Source organism: Pseudoalteromonas prydzensis, from assembly GCF_001661495.1.
Taxonomy (GTDB): Bacteria; Pseudomonadota; Gammaproteobacteria; order Enterobacterales; family Alteromonadaceae; genus Pseudoalteromonas; species Pseudoalteromonas prydzensis.
In genome coordinates this window covers 34,133-56,087 of record NZ_BDDT01000001.1, presented here as the reverse complement: position 1 = coordinate 56,087, position 21,955 = coordinate 34,133, and the positions used below count along the sequence as shown (strand labels likewise).

Genomic DNA, 21,955 nt, shown 5'->3' with positions numbered 1-21,955 from the left:
TGCTAAAAGAAATCAACATCAGGTTAACGTGCATGAACCCAATAAGAATAACCATAGCGTTGGCATGTAGCTATTTCGTATTTGCTATTTTGCTCAATAGTGTTGGCACTGTCATCTTACAAGCCATCAATAGTTTTGATATATCTAAAACTCAAGCCTCTGTTTTAGAAGGCTATAAAGACTTAACCATCGCCATAGTGTCATTTGTTGTCGCCTCTTTTATTCCGCGCGTAGGGTATAAGTTAGCGATGTTAGTCGCACTGGGGGCGGTAATGCTGATGTGCTTGATAGTGCCATCAATTGCGCAGTTTTATGTATTTAAGCTGCTGTTTGCGGTGATTGGTTGTAGCTTTGCGATTATGAAAATCTCGGTTTATTCGGTCATAGGTCAAGTAACTGATAGCGCAAATAAGCACTCAGCACTGCTTAACACCATTGAAGGTATATTTATGCTTGGGGTGCTATTGGGTTATTGGGTGTTTTCAGGGTTTATTGACCCAACTAACGCACAAAGTACCTCGTGGTTGAACGTCTATTACTTATTAGCGGTGTTAGTTGGTGTTGCTTTTGTCAGTGTGCTATTAGCACCAATAAAAGCGCCGCAAGCAATAACACTACAAAGTAGTCAATGGCGTGCTTTTATCGACATGCTCAGGCTTGCTTATAAGCCATTAGTGATCATTTTTATTATCAGTGCATTTTTATATGTGCTGATAGAGCAAGGGGTCGGTACTTGGTTGCCTACCTTTAATAATCAAGTGCTGAAATTACCGGTTGATGTCAGCATCCAATTGGCAAGTTTATTTGCCGCTGCTTTAGCGTTTGGACGTTTAGTGGCAGGGCAGTTACTTCGCGTTGTGGGCTGGTATAGCTTGTTGTTAACTTGCTTAATGGCAATGGCGGCGCTGGTGTTGTTAATTTTGCCACTAACCCATGATGTTGATGGCAGCCAAATAACCAGTGTTTTTGAGGTGCCCTTTGCAGCGTATATGTTACCGCTGATTGGCTTTTTTATGGCGCCGCTCTATCCATTACTTAATTCTGTAATGCTCAGCTCACTTGCTAAATATCAACATGCGCCAATGACCGGATTAATTGTGGTTTTTTCCGCACTTGGTGGGACTACAGGTTCGGTTATCACCGGTTTCATATTTGATAAGTTTAGCGGTCAGCATGCATTTTATCTCACCCTAATACCGATCTGCTTATTATTGATAAGCGTGACTTTATTTAAAAAAATGACAGTGAATTTAGGCGCAACGCCAGAAAAAGGAACGATATGAGTTTTGTTACTAGCCAATTATTTTTAGATGTGCAACTGGCGGCTATATTTAGTGATAGTAAGACGTTTGCAGATGCAATTGCTAACGATAGCTGGCAAACAGCATCGCAGCTTTACTTACAAGTCAAGCCATTAACTAAGCAGCAACTAGCAGAATTTGTAGCACAGCACTTTACTTTAGAGTCTACTGAACTACCGACAACGCAGTTAAACACTAGCGATGCACAAAGTTATATCGCCAGTTTATGGCCATACTTAAAGCGTAATGCTGATATAGCCAAAAGTAGCTCTTTAATGCCGCTTAAGCACGACTACATAGTACCAGGTGGGCGTTTCCAAGAAATATATTACTGGGATAGTTATTTCACTGCGCTCGGTTTACAAGATATTGGTGATATTGACAGTATTGACGCTATGCTTGCCAACTTTATTGATTTGCAACACCGTAATGGCTGTATTCCAAATGGTAACCGTAGTTACTACAGCTCGCGATCGCAGCCACCTATTTTAGCGCTGATGGTGGATTTACTTTGGCAGGCTAAATACCGCGATGAGCATGACTTAAATTGGCTAACTGATTGTATAGCAGCGTTGCAGCACGAGTATGAATTTTGGATGCAAGGTGGTGAGCTGCTTTCAGCGCAAATACCTGCCCATCGCCGTGTGGTTAAAATGCCGTGTGGCGCTTTGCTAAATCGCTATTGGGATGACGAAGCAACCCCAAGGCCGGAATCGCTACGTGAAGATTTACACGATGCTGCTTTATTGCCTGAGCAGCATCGAGCTAGTTACTATCGTAATATTCGTGCTGCTTGCGAATCAGGCTGGGATTTTAGTAGTCGTTGGTTAGCAGACAGCAGTGAACTAACGAGTATTCAAACCACCGATATTATCCCTGTCGATTTAAACAGCTTACTTTATCACCTTGAAAAACAACTGAGTGTTTACTGCCAAATAGTAAACGCCACGAATAAACAGGCATACTTTGAGCTTCAAGCCACGCGGCGCAAAGCTGCCATTAATCATTATTTATTTAGCGATCAGCAGGCTTTTTTTGTTGACTATAACTATAAGCAAGGCGCGCAATCAAACGTCTTATCGCTTGCGGGGGTGGTGCCATTATTTGTTAATTGTGCAAACGAGCAACAAGCTCTGCAAGTAAGCACTAAAGTGATGCAAAATTTTTTAAAACCAGGTGGTTTAGTGACTACTCTAAACGAAACATCGCAACAGTGGGACAGTCCCAATGGTTGGGCACCATTACAGTGGTTTGCGGTGCAGGGCTTAAGGCAATATGGCTTTGCTGCTGATGCCAATATTATTATCTCTCATTGGCTAAAAATGATTGAAATACGCTTTAAGGTCGATGGCTGCCTGTTAGAAAAGTACAATGTTTGCGAGTTAGCAAACCAAGCTGGTGGTGGTGAATATAAAGTACAGCAAGGTTTTGGTTGGACTAATGGTATTACGTCACGATTTTATAATTTAGTTAAATAACTTATTAATAACAAAGTATTGTGTTTTATTTCTGGATTAATGGAAAAGGGTTATTGCAAGGAATTCTTAATAGTTAGGTGTCTAGACGTTTAGCTATTTTTATTTCTTTATAAATCAATGGATTTGAATAAAAAAACAGGTTGAATGTTGTAGTTGATTTAGGTATTGTAAATAAAATGTTTCAAGGACGAGATGCAATGATTCAACCAACTTCTGTATTTATTAAAACTGTTTTAAAAATGCCTGTGCGCTCTCAGTGCTATCCCTACTTAATTAAAATTCTAGATGCTTTTTTTAGCAAAGTGAAGATGGACGATAGTCTACCTCACTGTAACAATCGCAATGAGTTTGACCTTTTTTTAATTGATAGCAATGGCTGTAATTGGCAAAACTTAATTCCAGCAGATTTATTGGCATTGGCTAAAGTGAAACCGGTTATTGTGTTTAATGCGCAGTCAGATGCTATTTGTGAAAAAAACCTGTTACTTAATAATTTTAAAGGTGTTTTTTATAATAATGACCTGCCAGAGGACATATTCACAGGATTGATGCGAATAATTAATGATGAGCTTTGGTTTAGTCGCAAGATAATATCAGCGACATTTAATGAAGTGCTGGCCATGGTAAGTCGTTTTGAGCCGCAATCTAATCACGATGCAGATAGTGAACCTGAAGCATTATCAAATCTAACTAAACGTGAAAAATCAGTGATCTATTTACTCGCACAAGGGGCGAATAATCATAGTATCGCCGAGCGTTTGAATATTAGTGACCACACAGTAAAAACCCATCTTTATAGCGCGTTTAAAAAAACTAATTCACGCAATCGCATCGAATTATCTAATTGGGCACAGCGCTATATGGCGATTAGGTTGCCATTACAAAATTAACTGAATAACGTAAAGCAAAAATATGAATGTAGTTGAAATCGGTATATTTGCTGTTTAATATACTGTTTTTAACTTAACGGGTTATAGCTATTTTAATGATTGAGTAGCTATAAAAATCTAGAAAGCTCAAGGATGAATTATGACGCAATGTATTTTCTGCGATATTGTTTCGGGTAAAGAACCTTGCCATAAAGTGTGGGAAGACGATGAACATTTGGCTTTTTTAACTATCTACCCAAATACCAAAGGGGCGACGGTGGTTATTCCTAAACAGCACCTTTCAAGCTATGCCTTTGCGCAATCTGCTCAAGTACTTGAAAAACTGATAGTAGCGACTAAAAAAGTGGCCCTTATTTTAGACTCTGCACTGGATGGTGTGGGGCGAACTGGGATGTTTTTAGAAGGGTACGAAATTGATCATCTGCATAGCAAACTATCGCCAATGCATGGTACCGGGTGTGGATCTGATTTTCACCATATAGAGCCGACATTCGGGCCATTTATAGAAAAGTACCAAGGGTATTTATCATCCCACGATTGTGAAAGAGCAGATGACAGTGAGCTTGCCGCGATAGCTCAGTTACTTCGAGCGCATGCGTAACGCTTTAACGGTTAGGTTATTTTGAAACGGACATAAGGGTCACTATGTTAGAAGCTGCAGCACTTTTATTGCTATTTTGCGGAATTGTTCACTCATACTTGGGTGAGAAGTATATTTTGATCCGCTTATTTAAACGCGACAATTTACCAAAATTATTAGGCAGTGATTGGTTTACAAAGCGGGTGTTGCGATTTGCTTGGCACTTAACCACCATTGCGTGGTGGGGCTTTGCGGCGATCATCTGCTGTATATTGCACCCAAGCGGCAATTACAGCATTGATATTCTACATATTATTGCTGTGGTGTTTATTTTAAGTGGCATTATGTCGCTGGCGTTTACTCGAGGTAAGCACTTGTCGTGGTTATTCTTTTTCTGTATTGCAGGATTATGCATTGCCGTTGGCAATAACTACTAGCAGGGGGGATTTCCCCAAGTTAGTTATTGGGCTGAGCCTTTAGGTTATTTAATAGCACTAAGCTTAGGCCAATAATTGGCAAGTTTGTTGTTACTGGATTAAATGCTTCAATTAAAAGCTGCGGTTGTAGCGCCACAACAAAGAGTAATAAGCCAATCAATGCCATGATATTTAAAACAATGATTACTTTTGATTGGTAATTTATAAAAATAAGTATGGCAAAGATAACCTCACCCACACCCGCCGATTTAGTGATTAGGTAAGACATTGATTCTGAAAAACCAAGGCTTGCCGTCATCAGTTTTTCATGTGGGGCAATATGAACTAACTTTGGAAATATGCCGTGATATAACCAGCTAAAACTAATGATATATCGGGCAATTTGGACTGATGGCATATACTTTCCTTTGTAAAGGCAGTTGATGTGAGCCAAGAGTATACAGCCTTAGCAACAGATTTAATCTTTAATCTGAACTCCCTGATTAAGGGGGGAATTAGAGAGCTCAGGTTATTGCTAAGGCTGTCGTTGGGGGATCAACTACGCTTGGTGGCCCATATGCCTTTATCTATGCCTTTGATAACTAAATCACTGAGGGCTTTTTCAATTGCTTGGGTGACGCAAATACTCATAGGTTCGTTATCACTAAAACCGGCTTCGGCTTCTGCTAGGCGTTTGTAACTGACATAACGGAAAAATCCTGCGCGCATTTCTTGGCTGAGTACTTTTTTACTGGTGGCAACTGAGAGCAATACTTGCCCAGTTCGTACATCCACCGCGCGTAAGTAAATTGATATGGCATCTTCTCGGTACAGTTCTGATGCGCCGATACCAAAATACTCCATACCAAAACCACCGGTTTTTACATTAGTGTCGTAGCTAATAATACCGCCTTCTAAAATTATTTTGGCGGTGGTTAAGGGTGGTAGTTCTATCGCATTGGGTTGATCTGCTTGCGCGGCGCGAATAATTTTTCTCTCAGTCAGGATATTTTGCAAGCCTTCACGTTCAACGGGTATAAACCAATCTGATTCGTGCAGCGCTTGCATCAAAATTGAGTTAGCACCTTGGGTGACCGCAGTTGAAAAAGAGCTGACATTACCTTGTGGTTTATATTGCCCAGTTTGATCGCGAAATGAATACACTGAAACCGCAATACTGCCCGCAGGGGTTGGCAATTTTTGTAACGCTTGGAAGGTTTGCGTTGGCTCCAAACTGGTTGCTTGTTGTTGTGATGGTGGGATCAAATTACCCATGCTACTGCATGCGGATAAAGTAAGGCTGAGTACTGCAATGAATAGCGATTTCATTTAACTAAACCTCGGCACTTCAATCACCACAACACTGTTGTCGGTGGTGTTGGTGATTCGCACAGTTATTGAATCTACGGTACTGGTGATCACTTGAATTTCATAATCGCCGCTTAAAAAAATTGAGTCTTGGTTAAAAATACTTTCGTCGATATCTTCACCAAAGGCAATATCGGTGATCTCTCTTACCATACGATTTAGGTAAGTTCGCTCTAGTGAGTCTTGAAATTTCTCCGCGTAGCTTTGCTCAATGATTGGCGCTTTATGTTTGTTCTGTGCTTGTGCTTTGTTGAGCAACATACTGGCATTGAGCGGGCTACCACCAAAACTCGGGTTAATAGGCGTATACACAAGTTCTGTGGCAGAGATTGATAAAGGGAATAACAGGACTAGTATTGTTGTTATATTTTTTATTGAGTAGGGGGTCATTTTACCATCCATTTTTTGCCATATCAGGCGACGCTTGATGCAAATTAGAGCGCGCCATTGCATCCATTACACTGTATAAAGCGTGTTCCACACGTTCATCTATTGGCTCTAAACGACGGCCTAAATAGGTGATATATACAATTTGATTATTCATCACTAAGGTCAGTTGTGTACCCGCTCGAGGAAGTACAGTTTCTTTTATTTCGATATTAAAACCAGCAGTTGAAGGTAGGTCGCGCCAAAAATTTGAAAATTCAAAATAAAATTGGTGACCAAAACGGCTAATGCTGCGATCAAGCACTAGGCCATCTATTTCTAACTCCTCAGCACCTTGAGATAAGGCAGTGAATGTGGTTAAAAACAACATGCTTAGGGCAGTAATAAAGGGTTTCACTAACATTTGTTTAAATATGGGGGGCATGCCCCCCAATATCCCTATTCTTGGGTCACAGTAGCTGTGTTGTAATCACCTACTTGGGTGATGATCACAGAGCTATTAGAATTGGTAATATAGCCTTCGACCAAGTTACCGTTACCTACTTGAGATACTTCAAAGTTGATATTGTCACCACCAACAACAAATGCACCGCCGTCAATCCCGGCAACCATATTCATATCGCCTTGTTGGGCAATATCAATTGAGTGGTTGCTACCTTCCATGACTAAATCTATAGCATTTAGGTCGCCACTTTGTACAAAATCGACCGTGTTATTATTACTATCAATTACGCTCGCAAAGGTAATAACAGCCTCATTAGTGCTACCCAGTTGATTGATATTAATATCATTATCGTTTGATGTAAGCGATGTGTCAGGGTATGACGATTGGATCAATGCGGTGTTCATATCACCAGCTTGAGTTAAATCAACATCATTGCCATCACCATTAAAGTTAGCGATATGGGCGCTGTTTTCGCTACCAATTTGTGTGCTTGAAAACTCATTGTCAGCACCGATCGCGCCTAGGTAAGTTTCGTTCATTGCACCGTTTTGCATTACCGTTAGTTCGTTGTTATCACCGAGTACATCAACACCAACTTGATTATTATCTTGTTGTTGATCAATAGAAACCTGGTTGTCATTCCCGGCAAATAACTCTGAAGTAAAGGTATTGTTGTTACCTTCTTGATCGATTGCTAGGTCGTTATCGTTACCTTCAACAGCCGCGAATGAAGCTGTATTTGAGTCACCCGCTTGCTCAATCTCTAAGCTGCTATCATCGCCACGCATAGATAAAGCGGTAACAGCATTGAAATTACCATCTTGATCGATCACAACTTCATTGGCATTACCAACGAGTTCATTGAGGGTAAATGCGTTAAACAAGCCGTTTTGAGTCACTTCAATGGTGTTTTCGTCACCGCTGATGAGCGACAGCGTCGCTTCATTTAAAAGGCCCGCTTGTGATGCGCTAATTTGGTTACCACTGCCTTGCAAATCAAAGTTATAGAACCAATGGCCGCCATCTTGTTGGGTTACTGTAATATCGTTGTTGTCACCTTGAACTACGTTAATCGCTTCGTTATTAATACCAAAAAAGCCAGTACCGTATTGCGCGACTGTGACGGTGTTATCATTGCCCGTAATATCAGATAATGCGCCATTAACCTCACCATCTTGAGTGTGGCTTAAGGTGTTGTTATCACCAGTGGTGTAGGTTAACGACAAGTTTTGAAGTTGTTTTTGATCAACGCTAATGCTGTTGTTATCGCCTAAACTTGTCACGTTTGCTTCAAGGCCATCACCTTGTTGCGTGACCATTACATCGTTACCGATACCTTGTAATGAGGTTTGTTCAATGGTGAGTACATTACCCACCGCAGTACTAGATACTTGGCTTGCTAATACCGAGCTTGATTGATTTTTATCATCAATATTTGCCTGTGCAACAAAGCTTGAACTTAATGCAACTGCGACTGCACATGTTAATAATGATTTCTTTAACTTCATGATTTTTCCTTAACTTATAATTATTAAAGCGGCTATTTCAGTGCTATTAAGCATCAAAATAAGCTGCATTGTTGTATTTCAGCATGCCTTGCTGATTAAGTTTTGTGATATCAAGAGCAAAAAAGCCCACTCTTGCAAAAGAGAGTGAAGAGTGATGTTGATAACAGTAGCACTGTGATAACAGTCAACTGCTTGCACTCGTTGGTAACCGTTATCAACGAATGATCACTGTATGGTGAATTGAAAAAGACTTAAATCATCTTTTTTTGGGGTTTTTAATTTGCTTTATTTTCAGTTGGTTATGGTTTTTATTGAGTGTGCTTACCGATTTTAGATAAAAAGTGGTAATAAATGATGGGATCAAGTAAACGCAGTATTTACTACTTTAACTCATAAAAATGAATGTGTTGTTAACAACTGAACCTGTAAAAATAGTGTTAATGACTGATTTTTTAGTGATCATGCGAATTTTTCTTGTGTGTTATGGCTTTTCTGTTCATTTATAAGGCTTGCCATGTGATATTTCAAAAGTAGTGAAGTTAGCAAATCTTAGTTGCATTTATGCGACAAGTTGATATTTCTAACTATGGATACAGAATATGAAAACTAAATTATCTATTTTAAGTTTGGCAGTTTTGCCATGTTTAGCTGCAGCGCAAGTGACGACTATGACCGCAGAGCCTACAGTTCGTGCTGCTGAAAATTCGTTGCTTGTAATGTATAAAAAAGGCACTTCGCAGGCTATGCGCAGTCAAGCTCGTAGTTTAGTAAAAGCAAAAGTGAGTGATTTAAATAAAGATGGGGTTGATGACAACTATGCGTCGATTCTATCGGGCCGCTTAGCTAAATTTGAAGTTGCAGGAATGAGCACTAAGCAGGCGATTAAATTACTGCAAACCCACGCTGCGATAGAGTACGTTGAGCCTGATTATCGAGTCAGTATTGCCAGTACGCCTAACGATCCTGATTTTTCAAAGCTGTGGGGATTACATAATGAAGGCCAATCTAGTGGCACCGCAGATGCGGATATTGATGCACTAGAAGCTTGGTCAATCACCACAGGTGGTAAAGATGTTGTTATTGGGGTTATTGATACCGGTGTTGATCACAGCCATAGCGACTTAATGGCTAATATGTGGATAAACCCGAATGAAATAGCGGGCGATGGCATCGATAATGACGGCAATGGTTATATAGATGATGTGCATGGTATTAATGCCATCACTAATGTCGGCGATCCAATGGATGATCAAGGTCATGGTACCCATGTATCAGGAACTATTGGCGCCACAGGCAATAATAATAACGGTATCGTGGGTGTTAACCATGAAGCGGCGATTGTTGGCTGTAAATTCTTAGATGCGTCAGGATCAGGTTCTACATCCGATGCAATTAAGTGTATTGATTATATGGTGAGCCTGAAAAATGCAGGTGTTAATGTGCGCGTACTGAATAATAGCTGGGGCGGTGGTGGTTTTAGCCAAGCACTTGCAGATGCGATCACAGCCAGTGAACAAGCGGACATTTTATTTGTTGCAGCGGCAGGTAATGACGCCGTTGATAACGACCAAAATCCACATTATCCATCAAATTACGAGCATGAAAGCGTGTTGTCAGTGGCCAGTACTGATCGTAACGATAATATGTCTGACTTTTCGCAGTGGGGTTTAACCAGTGTTGATCTTGGCGCACCAGGCAGCGCTATTTATTCAACCGTACCGGGTAATAGTTATGCAACTTACTCTGGTACATCAATGGCCACGCCACATGTTGCTGGTGTTGCTGCACTGGTATTGTCACTTAATCCTGAGCTATCAACAAGTGAGCTTAAACAGTTGTTAATGAGCAGTGGTGATGACAACGCCCAGTTACAAGGTAAAACAGTATCAGGTAAACGCCTTAATGCAAATAGAGCGCTTGAAGAAGCCGATCCAACACCAAGCTTTAAATTATCTGTAACACCAACTACTCAGCAGATCACTGCCGGTGATACTGCAACCTATACCTTTGAAATTGGCTCGATAGCCGAGTGGGATGGCGTGGTCGATCTCGAATTAGTGAGTGATTTGGCGCAGGCGAGTTTATCAGCAACCACTGCGATTCCGGGCGATACCGTAACATTAACGGTGCCTACGTTAGAGGCAACCCAATGGGGAAGCTATAACTTTACTGTAAATGGCAGTTCAGGTGAGCTTGCTAAGCAAAAATCAGTACGCTTATTGGTTGATCCGGTGGGCTTAAATGATTTTACTTACAGCAATGAAGCCCCAGTTGATATTCCAGATAACGATACAGCAGGTATCAGTTCAGTGATCACAGTCAATGATCCGCTGACTGTTTTTGCGACCCAAGCAGACATTAATATTTCACATAGCTATATTGGCGATCTGATTGTTACGTTAACCTCACCAACAGGCACCACGTCAACTCTGCATAGCCAATCGGGCGGTAGTGCTGATGATTTAGTACAAAGTTATGCGCTGGCTGATTTTAATGGTGAAGTGGCAACGGGTGATTGGACATTATATGTTGAAGATACCTATGCAGCAGACACCGGTACTTTAAATAATTGGTCATTAACTTTTAGTGCCATTGGCGAAGTTAGCCCGCAACCACCAGAGGCCGGTTTTGAGTTTGACACACAAGGCCTTGCAGTAAGCTTTACAGACACTAGCCGTGATGCAAATAACGATATCACGCAGTGGAGCTGGGACTTTGGTGATGGTGCTACGTCAACAGATGCAAGCCCAGCCCATACCTATGCCCAAGCAGGCAATTATGAAGTAATCCTGACGGTCACTGATAGCGAAGGCAATACTGATACATCAATGCAAACAGTGGTTGTGAGTGACGTTGAGATTGAACTGAGCTTAGTACGTGCCAACAAAACACGCCTTAATACTATGCGCGTAGAGTTAAGTTGGCCACAAGTTGGCGAGCAAACACTAAGTGTATATAGAAATGGCGAGTTGGTTGGTACAACCGCAGATAATGGTCGTTACCGTGACTTTGCTCGTAATGCCACGTTACCTGCATATGACTACCAACTATGTGTCACAGAAAATGTATGTTCGAACATTGTGACTGTGTCGTTTAACTAATTTAGTTAATTATATTCCTAGAGCAAGCTCGGCACATGCCGAGCTTTTTTATGGTTGTTTAACCTGTGCGAGTAAATCAAGTACCTTTTGTTGACCAAAAGTTTGTGCAAATTGCTCAGCTGTTTGCCCTGCTTTGTTGGTATGCTCGTTATCGCAATCAAGGCTTACTAAGGTTTTGGCAATACTAAACTCACCTCTAAAAATGGCTGCCATGAGTGCCGTGTTACCGCGGTTGTCTTCGAGACATGCATTAGCGCCCAAGTTTAATAATGAATTTACTGTCTTAGTATTACCGTGATAAGTGGCAATCATTAATGCTGTATATCCTTTATTGTTATAGCTGTCGATTGGGATACCGGCAGATACGAATTGCTCGATCACTTCTTTATCGTCAGTGCGCGCTGCGGCAAAATAATAGGCAAGTAGGTTTTCATATTGTGATTGTGAGTCGGTGCGCGCTGGCTCTACAGCAACCGAGTTGAAGCTTAAAACAGTGACAAGAATAATAAATAGTTTACGCATCAGTGTATCCTTTAAAAAAGAGGAAGGGCGTCCTTCCTCATCAAGGTTGGGAGTTATATTACTTTAATAATTAAAGCTTTGCGGCCAGTTGTTTAACTATTTTCAGGTCGCCATTTACGGCCTTAGTTAAACGTGTGCCGTATTCGCTATCTGCTTTGTAGAAATGGCTGAGCATTTTGTGTTTAACATCGCTGTTTTGTACTTTACCTAAATCACCAGCAAGGTTATTGATGAGGTTAGTACGCTCTTGCTTGCTAAAGCCACGGTATAGCACACCAGCTTGGGCAAAGTTTTGCGGTTTTTTAATCGCGGCTTGCTGTACATAACCTTTAAGCTCTGTTTGGCTTCTACGGGCGATTGGGTTTTCAGTCACGTTTTCGTGACTCGGTTGATAGTTTACGTTGCTGGTGGTGTTACCATAATTCATTGCACCGTCTTGGTTGTAATTAACCACATCAACTTTTGCGCGGTTAATAGGCAGTTGTTGATGGTTTGCACCTAAGCGATACATTTGGGTATCAGCGTATGAAAACACACGCCCTTGTAATAAGCGGTCTTCAGATGGCTCAATACCAGGGATAATATTAGCAGGTGCCATTGCAACTTGTTCTGTTGATTGGAAAAAGTTAGTTGGCATACGATTTAATGTCATAGTACCTACTTTAGTTTCTTTCACATCTAACCACATTTTTGTCGCATCTAATGGGTTGTAGTCAAAGTCATCAAGTTGTGATGGATCAAGGGTTTTAATATATAGATCCCATTTCGGGTAGTTGCCTTTACCAATTTCAGCGTATAGATCGCGTGTTAAGTGTTGGAAGTCTTGGCTTTGTACTTTAGCCACTTCTTTGCTGTCTAAATTGTCGATACCTTGTTGATTTACCCAATGAAACTTAACGTATTTAACATCGCCTGATTTATTAATCATTTTATAGGCGTGCACGCCCCAGCCATCCATTTTACGCAGGCTTGCAGGTGTGCCGTAATCACTATAAACCCAGGTTAACATGTGCGTAGAACCCGGTTCATAGGAGAAAAAATCAAAAAAGCGGTTCGGATCTTGAATGTTATCTACAGGAGAAGGCTTTAAAGAGTGCACCATGTCTGGGAATTTAATCGCATCGCGAATAAAGAATACCGGTAGGTTATTACCTACAAGATCCCAGTTGCCTTCATCGGTGTAAAACTTAGTGGCGAAACCACGTGGATCACGCAGTGTCTCAGGGCTGCCTTTAGAGTGAATAACAGATGAGAAGCGCACGAACACGTCAGTTTCTTTGCCTGCTTCACTAAATGGAGCTGCAATAGTTAAATCATTTAATTCTTTACTAGCAACAAATACGCCGTGTGCGCCAGTACCGCGAGCATGTACAACACGCTCAGGAATACGCTCACGAGCAAAGCGTTGTAGCTTTTGAATTAACTGCACATCTTCAAGTAACACACTACCGCGCTCACCTGCGGTAATTGAATTTTGGTTATCGCCTACAGCCGCGCCATTGTCTTTTGTGAGCATCGTTGCTGCAGTTGCTGGTAGTGCCATCGCTAATGTAAGCGCACTTAGTGTAAGAAATGATTTTTTGTTTGTATTGTTTTGAGTATTCATATGTCGACCTCATGTATTTTATGAGCTTGCGCCGCGCAAGCGTTTTAACTGAGCTCAGTGTATGTAAGGATTGTTGTTCGGTAAAATTGATTGTTTAGATTGGTGTGATTTGTATTTTGGATTGATTGTGTTTGTTATTGCGCTTTTTAAGATTGAAAGTCATATTACCATTACCACAAGGTCTAATTGCTTGTTATTGGCTGCTTTGCTAACGTTCAGCGAATATCCATAGTTTGACATTCGGAGCGGCCGACAACGCGCTCTATAACACAAATACAAAAAGAGAAACGTGCTTATGATCATCTTTTTTATCTGCTTGACTATTCTAATATTAGGCTACAAGTTCTACAGTCCATTTGTAGAAAAACAAGCGGGGATGGACTCTACTGTTGATACACCACAAAAGCGTTTTAGCGAAGGTGTAGATTACGTTCCTATTCACCCAGTTAGAGCTTTTTTAATCCAATTTTTAAATATTGCCGGTGTAGGGCCAATTTTTGGGCCTATACTTGGTGCTTTATATGGCCCTGTTGCCTTGGTTTGGATTGTACTGGGTAATGTATTAGGCGGCGCTGTACATGATTTTTACTCAGGGGTAATGAGTATAAAAGAAGATGGCAAAAGCTTACCTGAAATTGCAGGTAAATATTACAACGTGATATTTAAAGGCTTTATGCTAGTTTTTACCGCCATGTTACTGTTTTTTGTTGGTGTGGTTTTTATAATGAGCCCAGCAGGCCTATTAAGTAATTTAGACCTATTTAAAGACACGTTTTTAGCCAATAACACCTTTTGGGTATTGGTAATATTAGGTTATTACTTTTTAGCCACTTTACTGCCTATCGATAAAATCATCACCAAATTTTACCCGATTTTTGGTTTATTAATGATTGTAATGACTGTTGCTGTTGCTGCTTCATTATTAATGAATGCGCCGCATTTACCTGTCGCGGGTGATTTTTTAGCTTACTTTGAAGCCGATCATGCCCATGACTTTTTAGAACCAAATCCAGATGGCTTACCAACTTGGCCGTTGTTATTTATCACTATTACTTGTGGTGCAATTAGTGGTTTCCATTCAACACAAGCACCGATTATTGCCCGTTGTTTAACTAATGAAAAATATGTACGCCCAGTTTATTATGGCGCCATGATGTGTGAAGGTATTGTTGGCTGTGTATGGGCGCTGGCGGGTATTGCAGCATTTCCAGAAGGCTATGCTGGCTTAAAAGCCATGTTAGATTTAGGTGGGCCAGGTCTAGTTGTAAACCACATTGCGAATAGTTACTTAGGTGTATTTGGCGGTATTATGGCCATTATTGCAGTTGCTGTTTTCCCTATTACATCGGGTGATACCGCGTTTCGCTCTCTGCGCTTAACGGTGGTTGATGCTTTCAACATTCCGCAAAGTTTACGTAATCGCTTATTGCTAGCGGTGCCAATTTTGACCATTGCCTACTTTATGACTAAGCTCGATTTCTCAGTAATTTGGCGCTATTTTGCATTTTCAAATATGTTGTTATCGACCAGTGTATTGTGGCTGGCTACTAAGTACTTATTTGATCGCGGCACATTCCATTGGATAGCCAGTATTCCTGCTGTTATTGCCACCTCTGTGACGCTTTCTTACATCATGACCGCGGCAATTGGTTTTAATTTATCAGCCGATTTAGGTAAGCCGATTGGCTTAGCGGTTGCTGTTATAGGGCTTATCATCTTAGCTATTGTGCATTCAAAGCATGCACCGAATCGTAAAAAGATAGCTTAAACACATTATGGTTTTAAAAAGCGAGCGTAGGCTCGCTTTTTTATTTCAGCCGATTGGTATTATTACATCATGTAAATAGGGAAGGGCTGGGAAGGCTCCTTTTTTTAAGCAAGCCTGTGCACCGCAACGCAAGCCAAAGTCCATAGCTTGCGCCACCATTTCTTCATTTAGAATTTGTTCGTGTAAAGCTTTATTGGTGTTGAAATGATTAAAGTAATACAGCACCCCAGCAATAAAAGCATCACCAGCGCTGGTGGTATCTACAGCTTTTATTTCAGGGGCTTGCTGAACTATATTAAAATGCTTACTCAGTGCTTGAGCCGGGTTTGCGCCATCAGTTACAAAAATGAGTTTAACGCCTAAAGCTAATAGCTGTGTGAGATAGTCGTTTGGTTGCTGATTAGTTTGCAGAGCTAAAAAATTCAGTTCATCTTTAGAGAGTTTGATGATGTCACAACACTCGTAACAACGTGCCACAACCGCTGCAATTTGGGTTGTATCTTGCCACAAGCTATAACGCAAATTAACATCAAAACTGACTAGCTTATTGTTACTTTTAGCAAGCTTAAGTGCGTGTAAGGTGGTACTTGCGATGGTTTTGTCGGTCAGTGTATTTGAACAAAAGTGCAAGGTGCTGAGTTCATCCCACTGGATATTTACTAAATGCTCAACGCTTAGCAGTAAGTCGGCGGTATTATGGCGATAAAAGTTAAAACTGCGCTCACCGCTTTCATCTAGGCTAACAATAACCATTGCCGTTTGGGAGCCTTTAATTGTAAATAAGTACTCAGTGCTTACATTGTATTGTGCCAGCGCATTGCGTAATTGTTTAGCAAAATAGTCATCGCCCACACCGCCACAAAAAGCTGCTTTACCACCTAATTTGGCATAGCCTACCGCTACATTAGCGGGAGCGCCACCGGCAATGGGTAAATAAGCACTGTTTTGAGGATCTTGTGGCAGCATATCAATAAGCAGCTCGCCAAGGCTAAGTAATTTGGTCATGTTGTAAATCCTAAAAAACCTAGCATGGCTAGGTCAAAAGTCGTGGAAGAATCAGTAAACGTCAATGGCAGTTAAGAGAATAAGCGCTGAAAATGCATTATTCAGCGCTTAAAAAGCGACCCCTTAATTAAAGAGATACTTAAGTGTTAGTGACGTAGTACGGCCATTGATGGCACGGGCACGAATAATATTATTAGCTGGCACACTGCCTTCTTCAGCTTCTGTAATGCCAACAGTATCGAATAAGTTGTTGACGTTAAAAGCAAGGTTTAGGTTTTCAGATAAGTCGTAACTTACAAAGCCATTTACTTGAGTATAGCCATCAAACTTAAGATCGTTATTGTCTTGTGCATACGCATCGGTGGTGCCAATAAAACTTAAACCCGCGGCGCCTTGCTCAAAGTTATAACGGGCCATTAGTGAGTAAATAAAATCAGCTTGGCGACGTGGTGTATTACCAACAACGTCTGGCGTTAGTGCATCTTTTGCGATCTCAGCATCCGTCCAGGTTAGGTTGCCGCGAAAATCCCATGAATCAATGAAGTAGGTTGATTCAAGCTCAATCCCTTTCGCTTCATATTCACGGTCAAAGAAGCGTTGTGAAGTGGCTTCGAAGTTTTGCTCTTCAGTTTCAGCGTAAAAGGCGGTGGCGAACACTGACAATGAGTCAAAGCGCTTTTTAACCCCAAATTCGTACTGGTTGACTTCATCGACAGCATCCTCATCAGCAACAGAACCATCGGCAGCTACTTTACCAAATAACAAGCGATCAGCATTGGCACGGCCACCTTGGCTTATACGGGCAAACGCTGCTAAGCTGGGATCAATTTGGTAATTCGCACCAATAGAGTAAGAGGTGTAATTCCAATCATAATTAACGATGCTTGGGTTACTAATATCAATTGCGGCAACATTTTGTTCAGGGATTGAAATTGTACCATCGCGGTTCATATCAACGGTTGATGTAACTGCACCCGCATAATTACCGCGCGCTTCACCACTGTCATAGCGGGCACTTGCATCAATGCTCACATCGCCAAACTTAGTTGAAAAAGCAACGTAAGGTGCGCGGGTTTCGTAGTCAGTGTCGTAATTACGTTGACAACAGTTGCCCCAATAAGGTGTGCCATAAGCGTATAAACCATTGTCTGAGAAACTATCACCATTTTGTGCAAACACATCAAGTAATGCTGCGTTATCGCCTTTTAATTCCATTAAATAAGAATTCCAAAGCCATGACATGCTAATTGACTGGCTTGACGCATAATAACCAAATGTTAGGCTAGTTTCTTCACCAAGTTCTTTAGTTAATTTAAAGTCGTTTACGATTGAGCTAAAGTCATTCATGGTTACATCAAACGTATGAATACGCATCGCAAGGTCGTCGCTAAATACTTGTCCTTTTGAACCTCCTGTTGCATAGCTAAGTGTTGCCCCAGAGCCCGCAATGCTTGCTGCAATATCATTAGCACTGCCAACTTCTGCTGGAATTAATGAAATAAAGTTACCGCTGACTGATGATTTTCTAAAGCGGTTTTCAATGCTCCAATTATTATCTAAATCAAATACAGCTTCAAAACCAATAGAATCAACTTTTGGATTCATGCCGTTGCGCATATCGCCACGGCTGATTTGGTTATTGCCATCTAAACGAGTTGTAGATAAAAACTGTGCTGAATGTGTTGTATCTGACTGAGAGTCAAAGCCTTTGATAGAGCTACCATCTGAATACATTGGCATAGGGAGGTAGCCAATGCTTTTGTCATCTAAATGTTTGTAGTACAGGCGAACATAACCTGAATCAAATTCTTTAGTGATATTCGCTTTGATTTGACCGCCTTTATTTGCAGTGTAGCCGGCTTCACGCGGACCTTCACCTTGACGAATAAAGCCACCAATGTGAAAACGAACGCTGTCGTTTAAGTAAGTACCGTATTCAAAGTCAGTGCGTAAAGAGTCGTAATCTAGGCCAATAGTGGTTGCGACACTGCCTGACTCTGATTCCCCGGTTTTTGAAATAAGATTAATAATACCACCAGGGGCATCACTAGCAGCAGTTGAAGCAGAGCCACCGCGGACAGATTCTACAGTTTGCACTGAGCTGTCTAGACGCATGAAAATATCGGCATTACCAAAAGCAATATCGCCAAACTGCATTACTGGAAGGCCATCTTCTTGTAATTGTAAAAATTTAGCACCACCAGATGCGACAGGTAAGCCACGCACTGCGATATTTGCATTACCTTCACCGCCCGTTGACTCAGAACGAACACCCGGGATGATTCTAAAGGCTTCAGCTGTAGAGCGAGGAGTCGCTACTTCGATTTCGCTCAGTGAAACACTGCTTACCGATACACTTGAAGCCATAATAGACGTACGCTTAGGTACGCCTGTTACGACAATCGTTTCTAAGCCTTTTTTAGCTTCTGTCGGTTGCGCAGCTTCTTCAGCATAAAGCCCTTGGCTTACAGCGAAAGCCAGTGAACTAAGTAAATAAAGTGTTGTGTTGTGTGTTGTCATATTATGCCTCGTTGATTACTCACCCAGTGGGATGTTATTTTTACTTAATCGATTAAGTAAAAATAACAAAGTTTTTACATTAAGCAACTTTTTTTTGCAGTTTAAAGTTGTTTATTTTGGCTAACATTGTTTTTTAAGACGTTTTTTTGCTGCTACTTACGGAAGACTAACTGTGCTGTAAGCCAATTTGCTGCAGTGCATCGGCAGAAGGATCTTTACAGTAGTTATATAGCATGGCTAAAAATAGCAGTACCGCAAAGCCTGTGGCGAGGATGAAGCCGTATTTTACATGACCAAATAGATCACTGATCATACCCATAAACAAAGGAGCTAAAGCTGCTGAAAGCGCGGTAAAAAATAAAATGACACCAGCAACAGCGCCATGTTGTTGCACCGCAAAACAGGAAATGCCTTTAGAATTCAACGTCGGGTAGACCATCGACATAAATAGCCCTGATAAAGGCAGTAACACTACCGCAGCATTAACGCCGCCAATAAGTGTACCCACATAACAAAGAGCAATACCTAAGCTTAGCCACACCATTACACTTTGCCAGCTAAAGCGATTGAGTAACCAAACCGCGATAAAGCGTCCCGCGGCACGTAGGATAAAGAAGATGGTTAACGCGTAAGTAGCCAAGGTTGTCCATGACCCGGTATAGTCAGCGAGTAAGGTTGGCATCCACACGTAAATGGCAACTTCTGTTGCAACATACAGTGCTATAGCCAATGAAAAGCCCAATGCATAAGGGTTTTTAACCATTTTCATGGTGGTTGCGAATGAGGTTGGTTTTGCTGTTGTTTTAACAACTGGCGGGTATTCAGCGCGCCACGCAAGGACGACCAATATCAAGCACATCACTCCAGCTATAATGTATAAATACGTCCAGCTCACTTGTTGGGTTAATAAAAAGCTGACTAACGCCGGGCCTACAATTGCGCCTATACCAAAAAAACCTTCCACCTTGTTCATCGTTTTAGTGTGATCGTTGTTACTGTGTGAAATATCACCAAGTAATGCTAGGGCACCTGTTTTAAATAGCCCTATTGCTAATCCTATTAAGCATAAGAGCAGCACGAAAATGATAAAACTGCTGCTAATAGCAAACAAAAAACAGCTGATGGAGAATATAAATAACCCCAACATTATGGTTTGTTTACGACCAAAGCTATCAGCTAAAAAGCCTAAGAAAAGGCCACTTAGGGCGATTAACGCCATGGGAGCATAATGAAATGCACTGGCTTGGGTCATGGTTAAATTAAATTCTTTTATCAACTCAGGAATGATCATGCCAACCGCATCTGAGGTCATAGCAAACATAAAAAACATCATATATGTTAACCAGCGTATGTGTTGCAATGACGTATTGCTAACGAGTGTGTGTGTTTTGTTCATCTTTATATCCTCGTTAGGCGATTAAGTATTTTTATAATTAACTCAATAGATTAATTATTAAATGATAGTTTAACCACCCCGTTTTTGTGTCAGTTTTGTAAAAACTTCTTGTAATAATTGGTTTCCTAGTTAAAGATATATCTTAATCGATTAAGATTCAACTTGGTATTTACACATGATGAGAAATAAAGTTCAACTGATCACATACGCAGATCGAATTACTGGGCAAGGCATCAGTGCTTTGAGTAACTTACTAGATGGCCCGCTTAAAGGGGTGTTTGGTGGCGTTCATTTATTGCCTTTTTATAACCCAATTGATGGCAGCGATGCTGGGTTTGACCCTATTGATCACAGTGCCGTTGATGAGCGAATTGGCACTTGGCAAGATATTCACGGATTAGGTGAAAGTTATGATTTGATGGCCGATTTAATTGTAAACCATGTATCAGCACAGTCTTTTCAATTTAAGGATGTACTACAACAAGGCGAAGAGTCAGCGTATTGGGATTTGTTTTTAACCAAAGAGGATGTTTTTCCAAATGGTATGAGTGATGTTGAACAAGCCGCTATTTATCGCCCACGCCCTGGCAGCTGTTTTACACCAATTACTTGTGGTAATGGTAAAACTTATGAGTTTTGGACCACGTTCACTGATAACCAAATAGATATTAATGTTAAATCTGCTGCGGGTATTGAATATCTAGATAACGTACTGGCGAAGTTCTCCGAAAATAACGTTAATATAATTCGTTTAGATGCCGCCGGTTATGCAATTAAAGAAGCGGGTACTAACTGCTTTATGTTGGATCAGACCTTTGATTATTTAGATAAACTGTCTGCACAAGCGAATCAGCTTGGAATGGAAACCATCGCTGAGATCCACAGCCATTATCAAACTCAAGTTGACGTCGCAAAGCGGGTCAATATGGTTTATGACTTCGCATTACCGCCCTTGATTTTGCACAGCTTATTTACCAATAATAGTGATGCACTGGTAAAGTGGTTAAATATTTCGCCACGTAATTGCCTAACGGTACTGGATACCCACGATGGTATTGGCATTATTGATGCGGGGCCAATGGGTGATAAGCCAGGATTATTAAATGCAGCGCAAATTGATAATCTAGTTGAAACCATTCATGCAAATAGCAATAACCAAAGCCGCCAAGCAACTGGGGCTGCCGCCAGTAATGTTGATTTATACCAAGTAAATTGCACCTATTACAATGCGTTAGGCGCAAATGACTTAGATTATTTAGTTGCGCGCGCGATTCAATTTTTTGCCCCAGGTGTGCCGCAAGTTTATTACGGCGGCCTTTTCGCCTGTGAAAACGACATGGCGTTATTGGCAAAATCTAATGTTGGGCGTGATATTAACCGCCCATATTTAGATGCAGATATTATTGCCCAGTCACTGACTAAATCGGTTGTCCAAGGATTGCTAAAACTAATCGCGATGCGTAATACGCACAGTGCGTTTAACGGCGAGTTTAGTGTTACAGGCAGCGAAAATTGCTGTAGCTTAAAATGGCAACAAGCCAAGCAAGGGATTGAACTAAAAGTGAACTTTGCACGTCGCGAAGCGCTTATCATTGAGCATAATGATAATGAACAAATACTCACATCAATAAGCGATTTATTAAATTAGTTTTTTCTAAGCACTT

Annotated in this window: 18 protein-coding genes; 8 read left to right on the top strand and 10 right to left on the bottom strand. The window is 41.0% G+C overall.

The features are described from left to right. The first annotated feature begins 32 nt into the window (after positions 1-32). The 5 genes from A7968_RS00220 (at position 33) to A7968_RS00200 (ending at position 4,686) form a co-directional block, all read left to right on the top strand. A complete protein-coding gene (locus A7968_RS00220; protein ID WP_064664575.1) occupies positions 33-1,283 on the top strand; it encodes an MFS transporter in 1,251 nt (416 codons plus the stop codon). Beyond that, positions 1,280-2,779 (top strand): trehalase family glycosidase, encoded by a 1,500-nt coding sequence (locus tag A7968_RS00215; protein WP_064664574.1) that lies wholly within the window; start codon positions 1,280-1,282, stop codon positions 2,777-2,779. Before A7968_RS00220 ends, A7968_RS00215 begins: the two co-directional genes overlap by 4 nt. A 197-nt stretch (positions 2,780-2,976) precedes the next feature. After that, entirely contained in the window at positions 2,977-3,669 is a 693-nt protein-coding gene (locus A7968_RS00210; RefSeq protein WP_064665333.1) for a response regulator transcription factor, read from the top strand. A 139-nt stretch (positions 3,670-3,808) separates the two neighbouring features. Beyond that, entirely contained in the window at positions 3,809-4,270 is a 462-nt protein-coding gene (locus tag A7968_RS00205; protein ID WP_064664573.1) for an HIT family protein, read from the top strand. A gap of 44 nt (positions 4,271-4,314) precedes the next feature. Further along, a complete protein-coding gene (locus tag A7968_RS00200) occupies positions 4,315-4,686 on the top strand; it encodes a hypothetical protein (RefSeq protein WP_064664572.1) in 372 nt (123 codons plus the stop codon). Positions 4,687-4,705: 19 nt separating this feature from the next. Here the strand turns inward: A7968_RS00200 and A7968_RS00195 are convergent, their stop codons facing one another. The 5 genes from A7968_RS00195 to A7968_RS00175 all read right to left on the bottom strand — a co-directional run bounded on the left by A7968_RS00195 (position 4,706) and on the right by A7968_RS00175 (position 8,373). Continuing rightward, positions 4,706-5,083 (bottom strand): DoxX-like family protein, encoded by a 378-nt coding sequence (locus A7968_RS00195; RefSeq protein ID WP_064664571.1) that lies wholly within the window; start codon positions 5,081-5,083, stop codon positions 4,706-4,708. Between the two features lie 137 nt (positions 5,084-5,220). Continuing rightward, complete coding sequence (locus A7968_RS00190; RefSeq protein WP_064664570.1) at positions 5,221-5,994, bottom strand: CsgG/HfaB family protein; 774 nt, start codon at positions 5,992-5,994, stop codon at positions 5,221-5,223. After that, entirely contained in the window at positions 5,995-6,435 is a 441-nt protein-coding gene (locus tag A7968_RS00185) for a curli assembly protein CsgF (RefSeq protein ID WP_064664569.1), read from the bottom strand. It abuts the gene before it with no gap. Next, entirely contained in the window at positions 6,425-6,790 is a 366-nt protein-coding gene (locus tag A7968_RS00180; RefSeq protein ID WP_225736447.1) for a curli production assembly/transport protein CsgE, read from the bottom strand. The genes A7968_RS00185 and A7968_RS00180 overlap by 11 nt, the downstream gene beginning before the upstream one ends. 68 nt (positions 6,791-6,858) lie before the next feature. After that, positions 6,859-8,373: a curlin gene (locus A7968_RS00175; RefSeq protein ID WP_064664567.1), complete on the bottom strand. Its 1,515-nt coding sequence runs from the start codon at positions 8,371-8,373 to the stop codon at positions 6,859-6,861. Between the two features lie 599 nt (positions 8,374-8,972). On the opposite strand from A7968_RS00175, the gene A7968_RS00170 reads away from it, so the two are divergent. Then, positions 8,973-11,474 (top strand): S8 family serine peptidase, encoded by a 2,502-nt coding sequence (locus tag A7968_RS00170; protein ID WP_064664566.1) that lies wholly within the window; start codon positions 8,973-8,975, stop codon positions 11,472-11,474. Positions 11,475-11,522: 48 nt separating this feature from the next. Here the strand turns inward: A7968_RS00170 and A7968_RS00165 are convergent, their stop codons facing one another. Then, positions 11,523-11,996: an ankyrin repeat domain-containing protein gene (locus tag A7968_RS00165; protein WP_064664565.1), complete on the bottom strand. Its 474-nt coding sequence runs from the start codon at positions 11,994-11,996 to the stop codon at positions 11,523-11,525. A gap of 70 nt (positions 11,997-12,066) precedes the next feature. Next, a complete protein-coding gene (locus A7968_RS00160) occupies positions 12,067-13,602 on the bottom strand; it encodes a catalase (RefSeq protein ID WP_064664564.1) in 1,536 nt (511 codons plus the stop codon). 295 nt (positions 13,603-13,897) lie between these two features. On the opposite strand from A7968_RS00160, the gene A7968_RS00155 reads away from it, so the two are divergent. Then, complete coding sequence (locus tag A7968_RS00155; protein ID WP_064664563.1) at positions 13,898-15,370, top strand: carbon starvation CstA family protein; 1,473 nt, start codon at positions 13,898-13,900, stop codon at positions 15,368-15,370. Positions 15,371-15,415: 45 nt separating this feature from the next. Here A7968_RS00155 and A7968_RS00150 read toward each other — a convergent pair whose 3' ends face one another. The 3 genes from A7968_RS00150 to A7968_RS00140 form a co-directional block, all read right to left on the bottom strand. Then, positions 15,416-16,375, bottom strand: coding sequence for a carbohydrate kinase family protein (locus tag A7968_RS00150; protein WP_064664562.1), 960 nt, complete (start codon positions 16,373-16,375; stop codon positions 15,416-15,418). A gap of 123 nt (positions 16,376-16,498) precedes the next feature. Beyond that, positions 16,499-18,895, bottom strand: a complete 2,397-nt coding sequence (locus tag A7968_RS00145; protein ID WP_064664561.1) for a TonB-dependent receptor — start codon at positions 18,893-18,895, stop codon at positions 16,499-16,501. A gap of 166 nt (positions 18,896-19,061) precedes the next feature. After that, positions 19,062-20,291 carry an MFS transporter gene (locus tag A7968_RS00140; RefSeq protein ID WP_064664560.1) on the bottom strand — a complete coding sequence of 410 codons (1,230 nt, stop codon included), beginning with the start codon at positions 20,289-20,291 and terminating at the stop codon, positions 19,062-19,064. Between the two features lie 175 nt (positions 20,292-20,466). On the opposite strand from A7968_RS00140, the gene gtfA reads away from it, so the two are divergent. Continuing rightward, positions 20,467-21,939, top strand: coding sequence for a sucrose phosphorylase (gene gtfA, locus A7968_RS00135; protein ID WP_084447941.1), 1,473 nt, complete (start codon positions 20,467-20,469; stop codon positions 21,937-21,939). Positions 21,940-21,955: the final 16 nt, after the last annotated feature.

Coding starts and splice junctions, on each gene's coding strand:
- A7968_RS00220 (WP_064664575.1), top strand. CDS start 33: ATGAACCCAATAAGAATAACCATAGCGTTGGCATGTAGCTATTTCGTA.
- A7968_RS00215 (WP_064664574.1), top strand. CDS start 1,280: ATGAGTTTTGTTACTAGCCAATTATTTTTAGATGTGCAACTGGCGGCT.
- A7968_RS00210 (WP_064665333.1), top strand. CDS start 2,977: ATGATTCAACCAACTTCTGTATTTATTAAAACTGTTTTAAAAATGCCT.
- A7968_RS00205 (WP_064664573.1), top strand. CDS start 3,809: ATGACGCAATGTATTTTCTGCGATATTGTTTCGGGTAAAGAACCTTGC.
- A7968_RS00200 (WP_064664572.1), top strand. CDS start 4,315: ATGTTAGAAGCTGCAGCACTTTTATTGCTATTTTGCGGAATTGTTCAC.
- A7968_RS00195 (WP_064664571.1), bottom strand. CDS start 5,083: ATGCCATCAGTCCAAATTGCCCGATATATCATTAGTTTTAGCTGGTTA.
- A7968_RS00190 (WP_064664570.1), bottom strand. CDS start 5,994: ATGAAATCGCTATTCATTGCAGTACTCAGCCTTACTTTATCCGCATGC.
- A7968_RS00185 (WP_064664569.1), bottom strand. CDS start 6,435: ATGGATGGTAAAATGACCCCCTACTCAATAAAAAATATAACAACAATA.
- A7968_RS00180 (WP_225736447.1), bottom strand. CDS start 6,790: ATGTTGTTTTTAACCACATTCACTGCCTTATCTCAAGGTGCTGAGGAG.
- A7968_RS00175 (WP_064664567.1), bottom strand. CDS start 8,373: ATGAAGTTAAAGAAATCATTATTAACATGTGCAGTCGCAGTTGCATTA.
- A7968_RS00170 (WP_064664566.1), top strand. CDS start 8,973: ATGAAAACTAAATTATCTATTTTAAGTTTGGCAGTTTTGCCATGTTTA.
- A7968_RS00165 (WP_064664565.1), bottom strand. CDS start 11,996: ATGCGTAAACTATTTATTATTCTTGTCACTGTTTTAAGCTTCAACTCG.
- A7968_RS00160 (WP_064664564.1), bottom strand. CDS start 13,602: ATGAATACTCAAAACAATACAAACAAAAAATCATTTCTTACACTAAGT.
- A7968_RS00155 (WP_064664563.1), top strand. CDS start 13,898: ATGATCATCTTTTTTATCTGCTTGACTATTCTAATATTAGGCTACAAG.
- A7968_RS00150 (WP_064664562.1), bottom strand. CDS start 16,375: ATGACCAAATTACTTAGCCTTGGCGAGCTGCTTATTGATATGCTGCCA.
- A7968_RS00145 (WP_064664561.1), bottom strand. CDS start 18,895: ATGACAACACACAACACAACACTTTATTTACTTAGTTCACTGGCTTTC.
- A7968_RS00140 (WP_064664560.1), bottom strand. CDS start 20,291: ATGAACAAAACACACACACTCGTTAGCAATACGTCATTGCAACACATA.
- gtfA (WP_084447941.1), top strand. CDS start 20,467: ATGATGAGAAATAAAGTTCAACTGATCACATACGCAGATCGAATTACT.